Raw genomic sequence first — 15,297 nt, 5'->3', positions numbered from 1 at the left:
GAAATGCGGTCGTTGGCGGCGTACAGGCGGATGCCGGGTGCTCAGCGGTAGATGAAGGTTTCGGGCGATGCGCCCACGCGGGCCAGACCGCGGTACATGCCCTCGGTGTTGAACGGCAGGCAGACATTGCCCAGGCGGTCCACGGCGATCAGGCCGCCGGTGCCACCGATGGCGGCCAGGGCGCCGTGCACCACGGCATCTGCGGCCTGCGCGAGGCCGAGGCCGCCGTAGGCCATGCGCGCGCACACATCGTGCGCGGCCGCCGCGCGGATGAAGCTCTCGCCGTGCCCGGTGCAGGAGACGGCCGCCGTGCGGTCGTCGGCATAGGTGCCCGCGCCGATCAGCGGGCTGTCGCCCACGCGGCCGGGGCGCTTGTTGGTCATGCCGCCCGTGGAGGTGGCAGCGGCGATGTGCCCGTGCACGTCCAGCGCCACGGCGCCCACCGTGCCCATCTTGCGGCCTTCGTCCAGCGGGCGCTCCGCCAGCGCGGCGGCGCCGTCGTGGTCCAGCACGGCACCGCGCTGGCTGGCGCGCGCGGCCTCCAGCTGCGCGCGGCGCGCATCCGTCGAGAAATAGGGCGGCTCCACCATCGCCAGGCCCGCGTCGCGCGCCATGCGCTCGGCGCCGTCGCCGGCCATGAGCACATGCTGGCCGTGCTGCATCACCGCGCGGGCGGCCAGCACCGGATTGCGCACGTGCGCCACGCCCGCCACGGCGCCGGCGGCCAGGCCCGCGCCGTCCATCACCGCCGCGTCCAGCTCGTGCGTGGCATCGGCCGTGAACACCGCGCCATGGCCGGCATTGAACAGCGGGCATTCCTCCAGCAGGCGCACGGCTTCGCACACCGCATCCACCGCGCTGCCGCCCTGCGCGAGCACGGCCTGGCCCGCGCGCAGCACATCCTGCAGCGCGGCGTGGTAGGCCTGCTCCTGCGCGGGGCTGATGTGCGCGCGGCTCAGCGTGCCCGCACCGCCATGGATGGCGATTACCGGCGCGGCGGGAGTCGAAGGAGATGCGTGGAAAGCGTTCATGCGGGCAGGCGGCGGCAAAGCGAAAGAAGGGCCAGGCGGCGGACAGGCAGCGAAAAGGCAGTGGGGGGGCGGCTTCTCAGCGCCCCGGGCCCCGTGGGGCGGGCCGGAGCTCCGCCTTGCGGATTCCGGCCTCGGCAGACCGCGGCGAGAGCCGGCTGTGCGCGCTGTCGTGCAGCCACGGCAGCACCGCCTCGGTCATGCGCGCGGCGGTCTTGACGGACCCGCGGGACTGGTGCGCCACGGCACTGGTGAGTGCCTCGATCAGCGCCAGTGCCGAGGATTCGGAGTTGGCCGCGTACTGGTTCTCGGTCTGCGCGAACAGGCAGACGCGCGCGAAGGGCACGAGCGGCGAGCGTGCGCCGTCGGTGAGCGCCAGCACGGGCACGCCGCGCTCGAAGGCGCCCTGCGCCAGCACGACGGTGTCGGTGAGATAGCGCGGGTAGCTGATCGCGACGAACAGGTCTTCGGAGCCCATGCGCGGCAGCAGGCGCGCGCCGTACGACGCGCCGCCCACGCCCGAGAGCAGGTGCACGTTGTCGCAGTACGCATCCAGCCCGCGCTGCAGCAGGCCGGCCAGCCAGCCGCTCGCGCCGAAGCCCGCCAGGTAGATGCGCCGTGCGCCCAGCAGCGCCTGCACCGCGGCTTCGCAGGCGGCAGGATCCAGCGCGTCGCGCGTGGCGGCGATGTTGCGCTGGCTTTCCTCCAGTGCGGCCGCGAACACGTCGTGGATGGACGTGGGCTTTTCCAGCTTGATGCGCATCTTCTCGATGGGCGCCAGCATGGCCTCGAAACCCTTGACCAGTTCGGCCCGCAGCATCGGGTAGCCATCCAGGCCCACGGCCCGCGCGAAGCGGTTGGCCGTGGCGATGGACACCCCCACCGCCGACGCCAGTTCGTCGATCGGCATCGTTGCCGCCTGCAGCGGATGCGCGAGCACGTAGTCCGCCATCTGCTGGTGCGAACGCGTCAGCGTGGGGCGCGCGCGGCCGATGCGGATCGCGATCGACACGGCTTCGCTGGCGGTTTCGGGAAAGTCGGACATGAGTGTGGGGCGTTGAGAAAAAATTTACAACGGCGTCATATTAAAGAAAAAAATCAATCATTCAAAGCGATTTCGCCACTGCACCCGCATGGTGCGGCGCAGCAAGAAAAAAGCCCCCATGCGGTGCATGGAGGCCCTGAAATGCGGCACGTGGCCGCAATGGGGAAAACCCTGAAACAAGGTGCGCAGGCTTTATTCCGCCTGGATATTCGCGGCCTTCACCACCTGCGCCCAGTTGGCGAGGTCGGCCTTCACGCGCGCGCCCAGTTGCTGCGGCCCCTGGTAGTCCGCCGTGGCGCCCTGCTCCAGCGCTTTCTGCTGGAATGCGGGGTTCTGCACCACGGTGCGCACGTCGGCCACCAGCTTGTCCACCACTGCGCGCGGCGTGGCGGCCGGCGCGAACAGTGCGAACCACGACGTGGCATCCACCTTCGGATAGCCCGCTTCCGCCGTGGTGGGCACGTTGGGCAGGCTGGGCAGCCGCTCCCGGCCCGTCACGGCCAGCACGCGCAGCTTGCCCGACTGGATGTGCGGCATGAAGGGCGGGGCCGTGCCGAAGGTCAGGTCCACCTGCCCGCCCAGCAGGTCCTGCAGCGCGGGGCCCGTGCCCTTGTAGGGGACGTGCACCATCTTCACGCCGCCCTGCTGTTCCAGCATGGCGCCCGTCACGTGCTGCAGCGAGCCGTTGCCCGACGAGGCGTAGTTGAGCTTGCCGGGATTCGCTTTCGCGTAGGCGATCAGTTCGCCCAGCGTCTTCACGGGCAGGCCGTCGCGCACCACGATGATCTGCGGCGCGGAGAGCACGTTCGCCACCGGCTGGAAGTCACCCATGTCCCAGGTCTTCTGCGCCGTGAGCAGCGGAGAGATCACGTGGTAGCCCGAATACTGCATGAGCAGCGTGTAGCCGTCCGGCTCCGCGCGCTTCACGGCGCCGGCCGCGATGTTGCCGTTGCCGCCGCCTTTGTTGTCCACCACCACCGACTGTCCCAGCACGGGGCCCAGCGCCTGCGCGAGCATGCGTGCCGACAGGTCGGTGGTACCGCCGGCCGCGGTGGGCACGACGAGGGTGACCGGCTTGGAGGGGTAGTTGCCCTGCGCCGCCGCGGCCAGCGGCAGGGCTGCGCAGGCGGCCAGGGCGGCCAGCGCGAGCCGGCGGCGTGGAAGGGAATGTCGCATGTCGATGTCTCCTGGGTTGCTATCTGTTGCGTTGCGCGGCGCCGTGCCCCGTCAATCCACGGTGGCGCCGGTTTCCTTCACCACGCGCGCCCATTGCGGCAGTTCCGCCCGCACCAGCGCACCGAGCTGCGCGGACGTGCCCTTGAACGGCTCGCAGCCCACGCCGGCCAGCTTGTCCACCACGTCCTTTTGCTCCAGCGCGCGGGCCACCTCGGCCTGCAGGCGCGCGACGATGGGCGCGGGCGTGCCGGCCGGCGCGAACAGCGCATACCAGGGCGACTGGCCGAAGCCCGGCAGCGTCTGGCCGATGGTAGGCACGCCCGGCAGCGCGGCCACGGGGCGGCTGTTGACCACGCCCAGCACCTTGAGCTTGCCGGCCTTGATGAAGGCGATGCAGGAAGGCAGGCTCTGCACCGACAGCGGCACCTGCCCGCCGGCCACGTCCGTCGCGGCGGCGGCCGATCCCTTGTAGGGCACGTGCTGCAGCCGGATGCCCGCGGCCTTCTGCAGCATCTCGCCGATCAGGTGGTTGAGCGTGCCGTTGCCCGCCGAGGCGATCGCGTATTCCCCGGGCTTCGCCTTGGCGAGCGCGATCAGGCCCGCGATGTCGTTCGCGGGGAACGACGGGTGCGCGACCAGCACGTAGCCCGCCGTGGCCACGGGCGCGACCGGCTCGAAATCCTTCACCGGATCGAAGCCGGGATTGCGGTAGAGCGCCGGGCCGATCACATGGGCGCTGTCGGCCGTGAGCAGCAGGGTGTAGCCGTCGTGCTTCGCGCGTGCCGTGGCCGCGGTGGCGAGGGTGCCGCCCGCGCCGGGGCGGTTGTCCACCACCACGCTCTGGCCCATTTGCTCGGACAGGCGCTGCGCCACCACCCGCGCGATCGCGTCGTTGGCGCCGCCGGCGGCCTGCGGCACGACCAGCGTGATGGGCTTGGAGGGGTAGCCGTCCTGCGCCCGGGCGAACGGGGCGGGAGCGCAGAGGGCTGCGGCGAGGGCCTGCAGCGCGCGGCGGCGCGGCAGGTGGCCGGAGGGGAATGGGAGCGTGGGCATGGGTTTTTGTCTCCTGTCGTCGTTGTGTTTTCTGGTCTGCTCTGCCCGGCGTTTGCGCACCCGCCATGGCTGTCTTGGCCGGGTGCTATCGCGCCATCGCACGCTCCCGGATGGCCTCGAAATCCGCAGGCGCCGGATGCAGGTCCAGGCGCCGGCCGGCCTTGGCGAGCTGGCCGGGAATGTCATGGCCGATGAGCGCCGGCAGGCGCCGCGCGGCCGCGAGCAGCGCGGGCAGGTCCACGCCCGTGTCGTAGCCCATGAGCTCCAGCGCATGCACGACCTCCTCGCTGCAGACGTTGCCCGAGGCCCCCGGCGCATAGGGGCAGCCGCCCAGGCCGCCCAGCGATGCGTCGAAACGGTCCGCGCCAGCGTCGATCGCCGCCAGCACGTTGGCCAGGCCCATGCCGCGCGTGTTATGGAAATGCAGGGTGAAGACCATGCCAGGCCAGCGCGCGCGCGCCGCTGCCACCAGTGCCACCACCTGCGCCGGGTACGCCATGCCGGTCGTGTCGCACAGCGTGATGCCGCCCACGCCCAGGTCCGCGAAACGCTGCACCCACCCGAACACTTCGGATTCGGCCACATCGCCTTCCATCGGGCATCCGAACACGCACGAGAGCGACACGTTCACCGCCACGCCCGCGCCCTGCGCCGTGGCCACCACCTGCGCGAGCGATGCGAAGGACTGCGCGCGCATCATGCGCAGGTTGGCCAGGTTGTGCGTCTCGCTGGCGGACATCACCAGGTTCAGCTCGTCGGTGCGCGCCTCGATCGCGCGCTCCGCGCCGCGCACGTTCGGCACCAGCGCGGCATAGACGACGCCGGGGCGGCGCGCGATCTCGCGCATCACGATCTCGGCGTCGCGCAGCGCCGGGATCGCCGTGGGCGACACGAAGGCCGTCACCTCGATCTTGGCCAAGCCCGCATCCGACAGGGCGTCCACCAGTGCGATCTTGTCTTCGGTGCGCACGAAGGCCTGCTCCATCTGCAAGCCATCGCGCGTGCCTACCTCCTGCATGCGGATGCGGCGCCCGGCGCCGTGCCACACGGGTTGGGTCGCGTTGCCGTTCATTGCACCACCCCCTTTTCGCGCAGCAGCGCGATCTGGGCATCGCTCAGGCCGGCCTCGCGCAGCACCGCGTCGGTGTCGTCGCCCAAGTGCGGGGCGCTGGAGCGGATGGTGCCCGGCGTGGCCGAGAGCTTGGGCACGATGCCCGGCACCTCCACCGTGTAGCCGTCGCGCGTCGCCTGCGGCAGCAGCATGCCTCGGGCCCGGTAGTGCGGGTCTTCCGCGATGTCCCGCGCCGTATAGACCTTGCCGGCGGGCACGCGCGCGGCGGCGAGCGTCTCCATCACCTCGGCCACGGTGCGCTGCGCCGTCCAGGCACCGATCGCGGCGTCGATTTCCTGCACGCGCGCCACGCGGCCGGCATTGCTCGCGAGGTCGGGCGCCGCGGCCAGGTCCGGCCGGCCGATGGCCTCCATCAGCCGCCGGAAGATGCTGTCGCCATTGCCCGCCACCAGCACCCAGCCGTCCGTGCAGGGGTAGGCGTTGGACGGAGCGATGCCCGGCAGCGCGCTGCCGGCGGCGTCGCGGACCGCGCCGAAGGCGCTGTATTCGGGGATCAAGCTTTCCATCACGTTGAACACCGCCTCGTGCAGCGCCACGTCGATCACCTGCCCCTGTCCGCCGTTCACCTTGCGGTGGTAGAGCGCCGTGAGCACGCCGATGGCGCCGTGCAGCGCCGCCAGCGTGTCGCCGATCGACACCCCCACGCGCACCGGCACGCGGCCCGGCTCGCCCGTCAGGTGCCGCAGGCCGCCCATGGCCTCGCCGATCACGCCGAAGCCCGGCAGGTCGCGGTACGGCCCCGTCTGGCCGTAGCCCGAGATGCGCAGGATGACCAGGCCGGGGTTGAGCGCATGCAGTTCCTCGGGCGACATGCCCCAGCCTTCCAGCGTGCCGGGGCGGAAATTCTCGATCAGCACGTCGGCCTCGGCGATGAGCCGGCGCGCGATGTCCTGCCCTTCGGGCACGCGCAGGTCCAGCGCCACCGAGCGCTTGTTGCGCGACTGCACCTGCCACCAGACCGACGTGCCCTCCTTGAGCATGCGCCAGTTGCGCAGCGGATCGCCCGTGCCGGTGGCTTCGATCTTCACCACCTCGGCACCGAATTCGCCCAGGGTCTTGCCGCAGAACGGCCCGGCGATGAGCTGGCCCATCTCGATCACCCGTACACCGGCCAGGGCCGCGGGGGTCGTCGGGGTGGCGGACGGGGCGGGTGCCTGCGCGTGCCTGGATTCCATGGATGTCGTCTCCTGCATGGCGCGCATCATGCCCAGCACCGGCACGGCCGCAAAACGCCCAATCGAGAAGGTGCCATCGCAAAACGGCATGGCAGACTAGCGCCCATGAAACTCGATCCCGTGTCCCTGCGCCTGTTCGTGGCGGTGATGGAAGAGAACGCCATCGCCCGCGCCGCCGCGCGCGAGCACATCGCCGCCTCGGCCGCCAGCCGCCGGCTCGCGGAACTGGAGGATGCCCTCGGCGTGGACCTGTTCGCGCGCAGCAACCGCGGCAGCGAGCCCACGGCCGCCGCCTACGCGCTGTTGCACCTGGCGCGCGGCGTGCTCAACGACCTGGACGGCATCGCCGCACAGATGGGCGACTTCCGCGCCGGGGTGCGGGGCCAGGTGCGCGTGGTGGCCAACATATCGGCCATCACCCAGTTCCTGCCCGGAGACCTGCAGCGCTTCATGGCGGCCCACCCCCAGGTGCAGGTGCGGCTGGAGGAACAGATCAGCAGCGCCATCGCCCGCTCCGTGGCGGAAAACGCGGCCGACATCGGCATCCTCAACCACGGCAACTACGGCGACCGCGTGGCGCTGCTGCCCTACCGGGAGGACGAGCTGGTGCTGGTGGCGCCGCGGGGCCATGCCCTGGCGCGGCGCCGCAGCGTGCGCCTGGCCGAGGCGCTGCATTGCGACTTCGTCGGCGTGCACCCGGGCAGCGCCATCAACAACCTGCTCACGCGCGCCGCCGCGGAAGCCGGCCAGCCCCTGCGGCTGCGCATCCAGGTGACCAGCTACGACGCCCTCTGCCTGATGGTGTCCGCCGGGCTCGGCGTCGGCGTGCTGCCGCGCGGCAGTGCGCGGCTCTACCTGGGCACCCTGCCGCTGCGCACCGTAGCGCTCGCCGAGCCCTGGGCACGGCGCCAGCTGTCGCTGTGCGTGCGGGAAGGCGATGCGCTCTCCAGCGCGGCGCGCCTGCTCGTGGACCACCTGCGCGCGGCGCCACCCGCGGAGGCCGCGCCATGACCGCCGCCCGCCCCCTGTCCTGGGACCTCTTCTGCCGCGTCATCGACAACTTCGGCGACATCGGCGTCTGCTGGCGCCTCGCGGCCCAGCTTGGCGCCCTGGGCCACCGCGTGCGTCTGTGGACCGACGACGCTACCGCCCTCGCCTGGATGGCGCCCGAGGGCGCACCGGGCGTGCAGGTGCGGCCCTGGCCCGCCGCCGGTGCGATGTCCGCCGCATCGATGTCCGCCGGGCCTGGCGACGTGCTCGTCGAGGCCTTCGGCTGCGACATCCCCGAGGCCTTCCTCGCCCGCCTGCCCGCCGCCGACGGGCCGCAGGCCGACCAGCGCCCCCTGTGGATCAACCTGGAATACCTCTCGGCCGAAGCGTACGTCGAGCGCAGCCACCGCCTGCCTTCGCCGCTTTTCTCCGGCCCCGCCGCCGGACGCACCCGCTGGTTCTTCTACCCGGGCTTCACGCCGCGCACGGGCGGGCTGCTGCGCGAGCCGGACCTGGCCGCGCGCCAGGCAGCCTTCGACCGCACCGCCTGGCGGGCCCGCCACGGCGTGGCCCCGGACGCACTGGCCGTCTCGCTGTTCTGCTATGAGCCCGCCGGGCTGCTCGCCCTGCTGCGCCGCCTCGGCGAAGCGCCGCGCGCCCACCTGCTGGCCACCCCGGGGCGCGCCACGGCCGCCGTGCGAGCCGCGCTGGCGGGCAGCCCGGCCGCGGAGGCCCCGCCCCCCGGCCGGCCGGCCATCACCTGGCTGCCGCACTGCCCCCAGCCCGGATTCGACGAAATGCTGTGGGCCTGCGACCTGAACGCCGTGCGCGGCGAGGATTCGCTGGTGCGCGCGCTCTGGGCCGGGCAGCCCTTCGTCTGGCACATCTATCCGCAGGACGACGGCGCGCACCATGCCAAGCTCGACGCCTTCCTCGACTGGCTGCAGGCGCCGGCCGCGCTGCGGCATTTCCACCACGCCTGGAACGGCATCGCGGACCCGGCCGCCCTGCCCTCACTGACAGCCTCCCACCTCGCCGAGTGGCACGACTGCGTGCAGGCGGCACGCGGCCGCCTGTTCGCGCAGGACGACCTCGTGACGCAGTTGCTCGGGTTCGTCCAGGAAAAAAGCTAAAATCCGGGGTTTTGCGCCCAAAAGGGGCGGCACGCGTAGTTCCGCATGCCGGCCGGCGCATCCCTCCGCCGCGGAACCTGCCCGGCGCCCTTGCCGCACCGCCGCGCTCGCCGCCCGGCCTTCGGCGGGCGCTCCGGTGCGTTGAGCGGCCCCAACCCAGGCAGACCTGCTATGAAAATCGCTCAAGAAATCCGCGCCGGCAACGTGATCATGCACGGCAAGGACCCGATGATCGTCCTCAAGACCGAATACGCACGCGGTGGCCGCGGCGCCGCCACCGTGCGCATGAAGCTCAAGGCCCTGCTGAACAACATGGGCACCGAAGTGGTGTTCAAGGCCGACGACAAGATCGACAACGTGATCCTGGACAAGAAGGAGTGCACCTACTCCTACTTCGCCGACCCGATGTACGTGTGCATGGACTCCGAGTACAACCAGTACGAAGTCGAAGCCGAGAACATGGGCGACGCGCTGAACTACCTGGAAGACGGCATGTCCGTCGAAGTGGTGTTCTACGACGGCAAGGCCATCTCGGTCGAACTGCCCACCAGCGTCGAGCGCGAAATCACCTGGACCGAGCCCGCCGTCAAGGGCGACACGTCCGGCAAGGTGCTCAAGCCCGCCAAGATCGCCACCGGCTTCGAAGTGCCGGTGCCCCTGTTCGTGAACCAGGGCGACAAGATCGAAATCGACACCCGCACGGGCGAATACCGCAAGCGCGTCTGAGCGGGCTGCGCGCCGCGCGGCGCGCCCATCCCGTCCGCCCCGGAAGAAGGCACCCGCCATTCACATGGCCGGTGCCTTTTTCGTTGCACGGCCAGGGCAGGCGCGTGGGGGCTCAGGGATGCTCGATCAGCAGGACTGCCGTGGTGTTCGGCTCGAGCGCCTCGAATACATGCCTCGCGTCCGCCGCATACCGGGCATAGTCCCCCGGGGCCAGTTCCACCGGCCGGCCGGCCGGCCCGACACGGGCGCGGCCGCTGCACAGCACGACATGCTCCACCGTACCGGGCAGGTGGCTGTCCGATGCCCGGGGTTCCCCAGGCTGCACCGCCAGGCGGTAGAGGTCGCGCTGCATGCCGGCGGGACACACGGCCAGGAGCGTTGCGGCGTAGTTCGCCTGCTCGGACGCCAGCGCCACGCCTTCGTTCGCCCGGACGACATGCACGTCCGCCAGGGGCTCGGCGATCAGCCGCGTCACCTGCACACCCAGCGCCGTCGCCAGTGCCCAGAGCGTTTCCAGGCTGGGGTTGCCGCTGCCGGCCTCGAGCTGCGACAGGGTGGATTTGGCGATCCGGGCGCGCTTGGCCAGTTCCGACACGGAAAGGCCGAGCCGCTCCCGTTCACGCCGGACGGCGGATGCCAGCAAGTCGATCGGCGATGCAAGGGGCAAGGAAGCCATGGTTCTCATCCAACAAAGAAAACAATCGTTCGACTTGACGAACAGACAGTAAAAACACATCATACCGATCACCTGTTCTTTTTGAAGAACAGGCACACGAACATCCCCCTTCCCCGCTTGGCGCCGATCCCGGCGTAACCCTACGGAGTCCGCCCATGAATCCGAGAACCGCCGGCATGCTGCAGATGACCACGGCGATGGTCATCGCCGGCACCGTAGGCTGGTGCGTACTGCTGACCGGAATGCCGGCGGCCTCGGTGGTGTTCTGGCGCTGCGCCTTCGGGGCCCTGGCACTTGCATTGATCTGCATCGGCAAGCATCGGGAAAGCCTTCGTGGCATCGGCCTGCGGCAGGCCGGGATGGCGGCCCTCGGTGGCGTGGCGCTCGCCGCCAGCTGGGCCCTGCTCTTCGCAGCCTATTCGCATGCCTCCATCGCCATTGCGACCGTCACCTACCACACCCAGCCTTTCATGCTGTCGGCGCTCGGCGCGCTGTTCTTCGGCGAAAGGATGACGCCTTCCCAAGGGGCGTGGCTGGGCCTGGCATTCGTCGGGCTGGTGCTCATCGTCATCGGCGGAACGGCGTCCGGCACGCCGCCGCCGGGCTATCTTTTCGGGTTCGGGCTCGCGCTGGCCGCCGCATTCTTCTACGCGCTGGCGGCCGCCGTCACCAAGCGACTGCGCGACGTGCCGGCCCGCCTGATCGTTCTGATCCAGCTCGTCGTGGGCAGCGTGCTTCTGCTGCCGTTCGCCGCCCTGCCCACGGGCGCCCCGGCCCCGGCCACCTGGGCCCTGCTGGCAGCTATCGGGGGCATCCATACGGGCCTCATGTCCACGCTGCTCTACAGCGCCATCCAGAAGCTGCCGACGTCCACGGTCGGCGTGCTGTCGTTCATCTATCCCATCGTGGCCATCCTGGTCGATGCCTGGGCCTTCGGGCATCGGCTCGGGCCGGTGCAGATCGGCGGCGCGTTGGCGATCCTGTGGGCCGTGGCGGGGACCCACTTCGGCTGGCGGATCGGCTCCCTGCTCCGTTGAGCGTGGCCCGGAGCCTGCAGCGGGCCGATAACGCCGTCAGGAGGGAAGAGGCTGCAGCGCCGCGTCATGCGCGCGCTGGAGCAGGCGCCGGCGGATCAGCCCGCTCGCCGGCCTGATCAGCAGCCAGTACAGGCGGAATCGCCGCAGTGCCGCCTCGTCGCCGCACCAGACGCGGGTGCGCGTCGTCAGCCGCGTTCCGGCGCCTTCCGGAGCCGCCGTGAAGTTCATCACCAGCTTGGCGATGCCCGCCGGATCCAGGGCCTCGAAAGCTGCCGCGTCGCGCATCCCGACCAGTCCATAGTCCGATTGCCAGAATCGGCCCGCCAGGCCATACGCCACCTCGCGGTCGCCGTCCCGCCCGAGGGGCGTGAAGTTGGCAATGCTGAACGAGGGGCGGTGCTGCAGGCGGGAGGCGAATCCCAGCCGGCCGGCGAGGCGGTCGGGCGTCTCGCGCAGCGCGATCAATCCGCGGGCGATCGGGTCGTCCAGCACTTCCGGGCGACCGAGCACATCGAGCACGCGGGCCGGCGACGCCGGGATGTGCCGGCTGTGCTCCTCGGCGAACTGGTGGCGCGGCAGGTAGTGGTCGATCAGGCTCATGCGCCCATTATTGGACCGGAAATCTCCCTGTCGAGGCCGCGCCAGCCGTTCAGCGCTTTTCAGAACGATTCAGCCGCCCTTCAGTGCCGGGCGCCGGGCACCGCCAAAAATGGCCATGGAGCTTTTTCTCCAGGGAGAACACACCATGACCACCACCGACCCGACCCAGGCCACGCGCTTTCCCCGCCCCACCCGCGGGCCCGCCGCCACGCCCCTGCTCGCCGCGCTGCTTCTTGCCACAGGCCTGCACACGCAAGGCGCGCAGGCCGAGCCGTGCCGCGCGATCGCCTCCGTACAGCAAAGCGGGGTCTCGGCCAACAACAATGCCGCGGGCGGCCATCTCAACCAGCACATCTTCGGCGCCACGCCGCCACAAGGCAGCAGCCAGGCCACCAAGACCCTGTTCTCCAGCGTGGAGGAATACAAGGGTTTCTGGAACAACTACCTCGACCCGAAGAAATACACCGGCAATGCGGTCAATTGCTCCGGAAACAGCGCGCGCCAGAAGGTGACCGTCTACAGCGTGCTCAAGAAGGACCGGATCGGGGGCTTCAACTGCACGGCCGCGGATGCCCAGGGTCGATGCACCACCAAGACGGCCTCGCAGTACTCGAACGTCCAGCTCGATTTCGAGGTGGTCGGCGGCCAGTGGATCCTCCTCACGGCCTATCCGACCAACTGAGGTCGGGCTATCGACCGGCCGCCCGGCGGTACAGCCGCAGCGTGGCCAGCAGGCCGCAGACCGCGGCGGCCGTCATCCACCAGCCCGGCGCGGCCTTGTCGCCCGACCATTCGATCAGGCCCGTGGCGACGGCCGGCGTGAAGCCGCCGAATACCGCGGTCGCCAGGCTGTACGCCAGCGAGAAGCCCACCGTGCGCACGTCCACCGGCATCACCTCGGTCAGCGCGACGACCATCGCGCCGTTGTAGCTCGCGTAGAGGAAGGACAGCCACAGCTCCACCTCCAGCATGCGCGCGAAATCCGGGGCGGCCACCAGCCACTTCAGCGCCGGATAGGCGGTGAAGATGGTCAGCACGGTGAAGGCCACCAGCAGCGGCTTGCGGCCGACGCGGTCGGACAGCGCGCCCATCACCGGCAGCCAGAAGAAGTTGGACAGCGCCACGCACAGCGTCACGATCAGTGCATCGGTCGTGCTCAGGTGCAGCACGCTCTTGCCGAAGGTGGGCGTGTACACGGTGATGAGGTAGAACGACACGGTCGTCATCGACACCATCATCATCCCCGCGATCACCAGGCCCCAGTTGGACATGATGGAGCGGAAGATCTCGCGCGTGGAAGGACGGTGCTTGCGCGCCTTGAATTCCTCGGTCTCCTGCAGCGAGCGGCGGATGATGAACAGCACCGGCACGATCAGGCAGCCCACGAAGAACGGCACGCGCCAGTAGAAGTCGGCGATCTCCTGCGGCACGAAGGTCACGTTGAGCCAGTAGCCCAGCGCCGCCGCGACGATGATCGCCACCTGCTGGCTGGCCGACTGCCAGCTCACGTAGAAGCCCTTGCGGCCCGGCGTGGCCATCTCGGACAGGTACACGGACACGCCGCCCAGCTCCACGCCGGCCGAGAAGCCCTGCAGCAGGCGCCCGATCAGCACCAGCAGCGGTGCCGCCAGGCCGATGGTGGCGTAGCCCGGCACGCAGGCGATGAGCAGCGTGCCCAGCGCCATCAGCGCCAGCGTCACGATCAGCCCCTGCCGGCGGCCCACCCGGTCCACATAGGCGCCCAGGAAGACCGCGCCCAGCGGACGCATCAGGAAGCCCGCGCCGAAGGTCATGAACGTCAGCATCAGCGACGCGAACTCATTGCCGGCCGGGAAGAAGGCCTTGGAAATCTGCGTGGCGTAGAAGCCGAACAGGAAGAAGTCGAACATCTCCATGAAATTGCCGCCCGTCACCCGCAGGACGGTGGCCAGCTTCGACGAAGCGGGCGCGGAAGGAGCGGCTTCGCTGCCGGAAGCCATGGAGGAATGGGGAGTGGGAGTCATGGAAGGCAGGAGGCACCGCCATCGACGGAGGCGGCGCGACCAAAAGTGGACACCCTGAAATTAGAGCCCAACCGTACGCGAAAGCATTACGTGGAAATGCGTACGCCGCTCACCCCGCCAGCACGGAACCCACCAGCCACACATTGGCCGCCGAGATCACGCCGAACAGGCCCCAGGCCAGCACGCGCACCGTCCGGCCGCTGGCGAACGGGCCCATGACCGTGCGGTCGCCCGTGAACCGGATCAGCGGCCACATCGCGAACGGCAGCTGGAAGCTCAGCACCACCTGGCTCAGCACCAGCATCTTGCCCACGCCCTCGTCACCCAGCCACCACACGCCCACCAGGGCCGGCACCAGCGCCAGCACGCGCGTGATGAGGCGGCGCTGCCAGCAGGGAATCTTCAAGTCCAGAAACCCTTCCATCACGATCTGCCCGGCGATCGTGCCGGTAAAGGTCGAACTCTGGCCCGACGCGAGCAGCGCGATGCCGAACAGCGTGGCGGCGAGCGCGCTGCCCACCAGCGGCTCGATCAGGCGGTAAGCGTCCGCGATATCGGCGACGTCCTGGCGACCATGGTCGTGGAAGGCGCTCGCGGCCAGCACCATGATGGCCGCGTTCACCAGCAGCGCGAGCGACAGGGACAGCACCGCGTCCAGCGTGCAGAAGCGGATCGCCTCGCGGCGGCCGGCGTCGCTGTCTTCCACCAGCCGGGTCTGCACCACCGAGGAATGCAGATACAGGTTGTGCGGCATCACCGTGGCGCCCACGATGCCGATGGCGAGGTACAGCGCGCCCGGCTGCTGCAGGCGCTCCAGGCTGGGCGCGAAGCCGATCGCCACCTCGGACCACAGCGGCTGGGCGAAGGCCAGTTCCACCGCGAAACAGGCCGCGATCGTGCCCACCAGCCCCAGCACTATCGCTTCCACCCGCCGGAAGCCCGCACCCTGCAGGCCCAGCACCAGCACCGTATCGAACGCCGTGATGCCGATGCCCACGGGAATCGACACCCCGAAGAGCAGGTGCAGGGCCAGCGCCCCGCCCAGCACCTCGGCCAGGTCGCAGGCGATGATCGCCAGTTCGGCCCCCGCCCACAGGAAACGGTTGGCCGCGGGCCCGTAGCGCTCGCGGCACAGCTGCGCCAGATCCTTCTGCGCCACCAACCCCAGACGCACGCACAGCGCCTGCAGCAGCATCGCCGCCAGGCTGGCCAGCAGCACGATGAAGAGCAGCCCGTAGCCGAACCGCGACCCCGCCTCGATGTCCGTCGCCCAGTTGCCCGGGTCCATGTAGCCCACGGACACCAGCAGCCCGGGGCCCGCGTACCGCAGCAGCTTCTTGTGGAACGGCAGGCCGGGATCGATGCGAACGGAGCCCTTCACCTCCGAAGGGCAGAACGGGGCGGTGGCGGTGCGCGGCAACGGGAAGAACATTCCGCGATCTTATGCAGGCCACGGGCGCGCAGGGAGCCGGGTGCGGCTATCGTGCGGATAGGCGCAGCCCCCTTGCCGCCGCTTCTTACTG

Annotated in this window: 15 protein-coding genes; 5 read left to right on the top strand and 10 right to left on the bottom strand. The window is 70.2% G+C overall.

What is annotated here, in order from left to right; genetic code table 11:
- Nucleotides 1-41 precede the first annotated feature (41 nt).
- The 6 genes from ACAV_RS08315 to ACAV_RS08290 all read right to left on the bottom strand — a co-directional run bounded on the left by ACAV_RS08315 (nucleotide 42) and on the right by ACAV_RS08290 (nucleotide 6,609).
- Complete coding sequence (locus tag ACAV_RS08315; RefSeq protein WP_013594124.1) at nucleotides 42-1,031, bottom strand: isoaspartyl peptidase/L-asparaginase family protein; 990 nt, start codon at nucleotides 1,029-1,031, stop codon at nucleotides 42-44.
- Between the two features lie 76 nt (nucleotides 1,032-1,107).
- Nucleotides 1,108-2,073: a MurR/RpiR family transcriptional regulator gene (locus tag ACAV_RS08310; protein WP_013594123.1), complete on the bottom strand. Its 966-nt coding sequence runs from the start codon at nucleotides 2,071-2,073 to the stop codon at nucleotides 1,108-1,110.
- Between the two features lie 192 nt (nucleotides 2,074-2,265).
- Nucleotides 2,266-3,249, bottom strand: coding sequence for a Bug family tripartite tricarboxylate transporter substrate binding protein (locus tag ACAV_RS08305; RefSeq protein ID WP_013594122.1), 984 nt, complete (start codon nucleotides 3,247-3,249; stop codon nucleotides 2,266-2,268).
- Nucleotides 3,250-3,300: 51 nt separating this feature from the next.
- Nucleotides 3,301-4,302, bottom strand: a complete 1,002-nt coding sequence (locus tag ACAV_RS08300; RefSeq protein WP_013594121.1) for a Bug family tripartite tricarboxylate transporter substrate binding protein — start codon at nucleotides 4,300-4,302, stop codon at nucleotides 3,301-3,303.
- Nucleotides 4,303-4,387: 85 nt separating this feature from the next.
- Nucleotides 4,388-5,374, bottom strand: coding sequence for a hydroxymethylglutaryl-CoA lyase (locus ACAV_RS08295; RefSeq protein ID WP_013594120.1), 987 nt, complete (start codon nucleotides 5,372-5,374; stop codon nucleotides 4,388-4,390).
- Nucleotides 5,371-6,609 carry a CaiB/BaiF CoA transferase family protein gene (locus ACAV_RS08290; RefSeq protein ID WP_013594119.1) on the bottom strand — a complete coding sequence of 413 codons (1,239 nt, stop codon included), beginning with the start codon at nucleotides 6,607-6,609 and terminating at the stop codon, nucleotides 5,371-5,373. Before ACAV_RS08290 ends, ACAV_RS08295 begins: the two co-directional genes overlap by 4 nt.
- A 105-nt stretch (nucleotides 6,610-6,714) precedes the next feature.
- Here ACAV_RS08290 and ACAV_RS08285 point away from each other — a divergent pair, with 105 nt between their 5' ends.
- From ACAV_RS08285 to efp, 3 genes are all read left to right on the top strand, one after another.
- Nucleotides 6,715-7,620 carry a LysR family transcriptional regulator gene (locus ACAV_RS08285; protein ID WP_013594118.1) on the top strand — a complete coding sequence of 302 codons (906 nt, stop codon included), beginning with the start codon at nucleotides 6,715-6,717 and terminating at the stop codon, nucleotides 7,618-7,620.
- A complete protein-coding gene (gene earP, locus ACAV_RS08280) occupies nucleotides 7,617-8,732 on the top strand; it encodes an elongation factor P maturation arginine rhamnosyltransferase EarP (RefSeq protein WP_013594117.1) in 1,116 nt (371 codons plus the stop codon). Before ACAV_RS08285 ends, earP begins: the two co-directional genes overlap by 4 nt.
- A 171-nt stretch (nucleotides 8,733-8,903) precedes the next feature.
- Nucleotides 8,904-9,458 (top strand): elongation factor P, encoded by a 555-nt coding sequence (gene efp, locus ACAV_RS08275; protein ID WP_013594116.1) that lies wholly within the window; start codon nucleotides 8,904-8,906, stop codon nucleotides 9,456-9,458.
- A 112-nt stretch (nucleotides 9,459-9,570) separates the two neighbouring features.
- On the opposite strand, the gene ACAV_RS08270 is transcribed toward efp, so the two are convergent.
- Nucleotides 9,571-10,134, bottom strand: a complete 564-nt coding sequence (locus tag ACAV_RS08270; protein WP_013594115.1) for a helix-turn-helix domain-containing protein — start codon at nucleotides 10,132-10,134, stop codon at nucleotides 9,571-9,573.
- A gap of 155 nt (nucleotides 10,135-10,289) precedes the next feature.
- Between ACAV_RS08270 and ACAV_RS08265 the strand changes: the two genes are divergently transcribed.
- On the top strand, nucleotides 10,290-11,171 hold the full coding sequence (locus ACAV_RS08265; RefSeq protein WP_013594114.1) for a DMT family transporter: 882 nt from the start codon (nucleotides 10,290-10,292) through the stop codon (nucleotides 11,169-11,171).
- A gap of 36 nt (nucleotides 11,172-11,207) precedes the next feature.
- On the opposite strand, the gene ACAV_RS08260 is transcribed toward ACAV_RS08265, so the two are convergent.
- A complete protein-coding gene (locus tag ACAV_RS08260; protein WP_013594113.1) occupies nucleotides 11,208-11,771 on the bottom strand; it encodes a hypothetical protein in 564 nt (187 codons plus the stop codon).
- A 145-nt stretch (nucleotides 11,772-11,916) separates the two neighbouring features.
- Here ACAV_RS08260 and ACAV_RS08255 point away from each other — a divergent pair, with 145 nt between their 5' ends.
- Nucleotides 11,917-12,453, top strand: coding sequence for a hypothetical protein (locus ACAV_RS08255; protein ID WP_013594112.1), 537 nt, complete (start codon nucleotides 11,917-11,919; stop codon nucleotides 12,451-12,453).
- A 7-nt stretch (nucleotides 12,454-12,460) separates the two neighbouring features.
- Here ACAV_RS08255 and ACAV_RS08250 read toward each other — a convergent pair whose 3' ends face one another.
- Together ACAV_RS08250 and ACAV_RS08245 are read right to left on the bottom strand one after the other, a co-directional pair.
- Nucleotides 12,461-13,750 (bottom strand): MFS transporter, encoded by a 1,290-nt coding sequence (locus tag ACAV_RS08250; protein ID WP_013594111.1) that lies wholly within the window; start codon nucleotides 13,748-13,750, stop codon nucleotides 12,461-12,463.
- 133 nt (nucleotides 13,751-13,883) lie between these two features.
- Nucleotides 13,884-15,206, bottom strand: coding sequence for an Nramp family divalent metal transporter (locus ACAV_RS08245; protein WP_013594110.1), 1,323 nt, complete (start codon nucleotides 15,204-15,206; stop codon nucleotides 13,884-13,886).
- Nucleotides 15,207-15,297 lie beyond the last annotated feature (91 nt).

Source organism: Paracidovorax avenae ATCC 19860, assembly GCF_000176855.2.
In the GTDB taxonomy this organism is placed as follows: Bacteria; Pseudomonadota; Gammaproteobacteria; order Burkholderiales; family Burkholderiaceae_C; genus Paracidovorax; species Paracidovorax avenae.
Note: the sequence above shows the minus strand (reverse complement) of the source record. Positions and strands in the feature narration are given on the sequence as shown.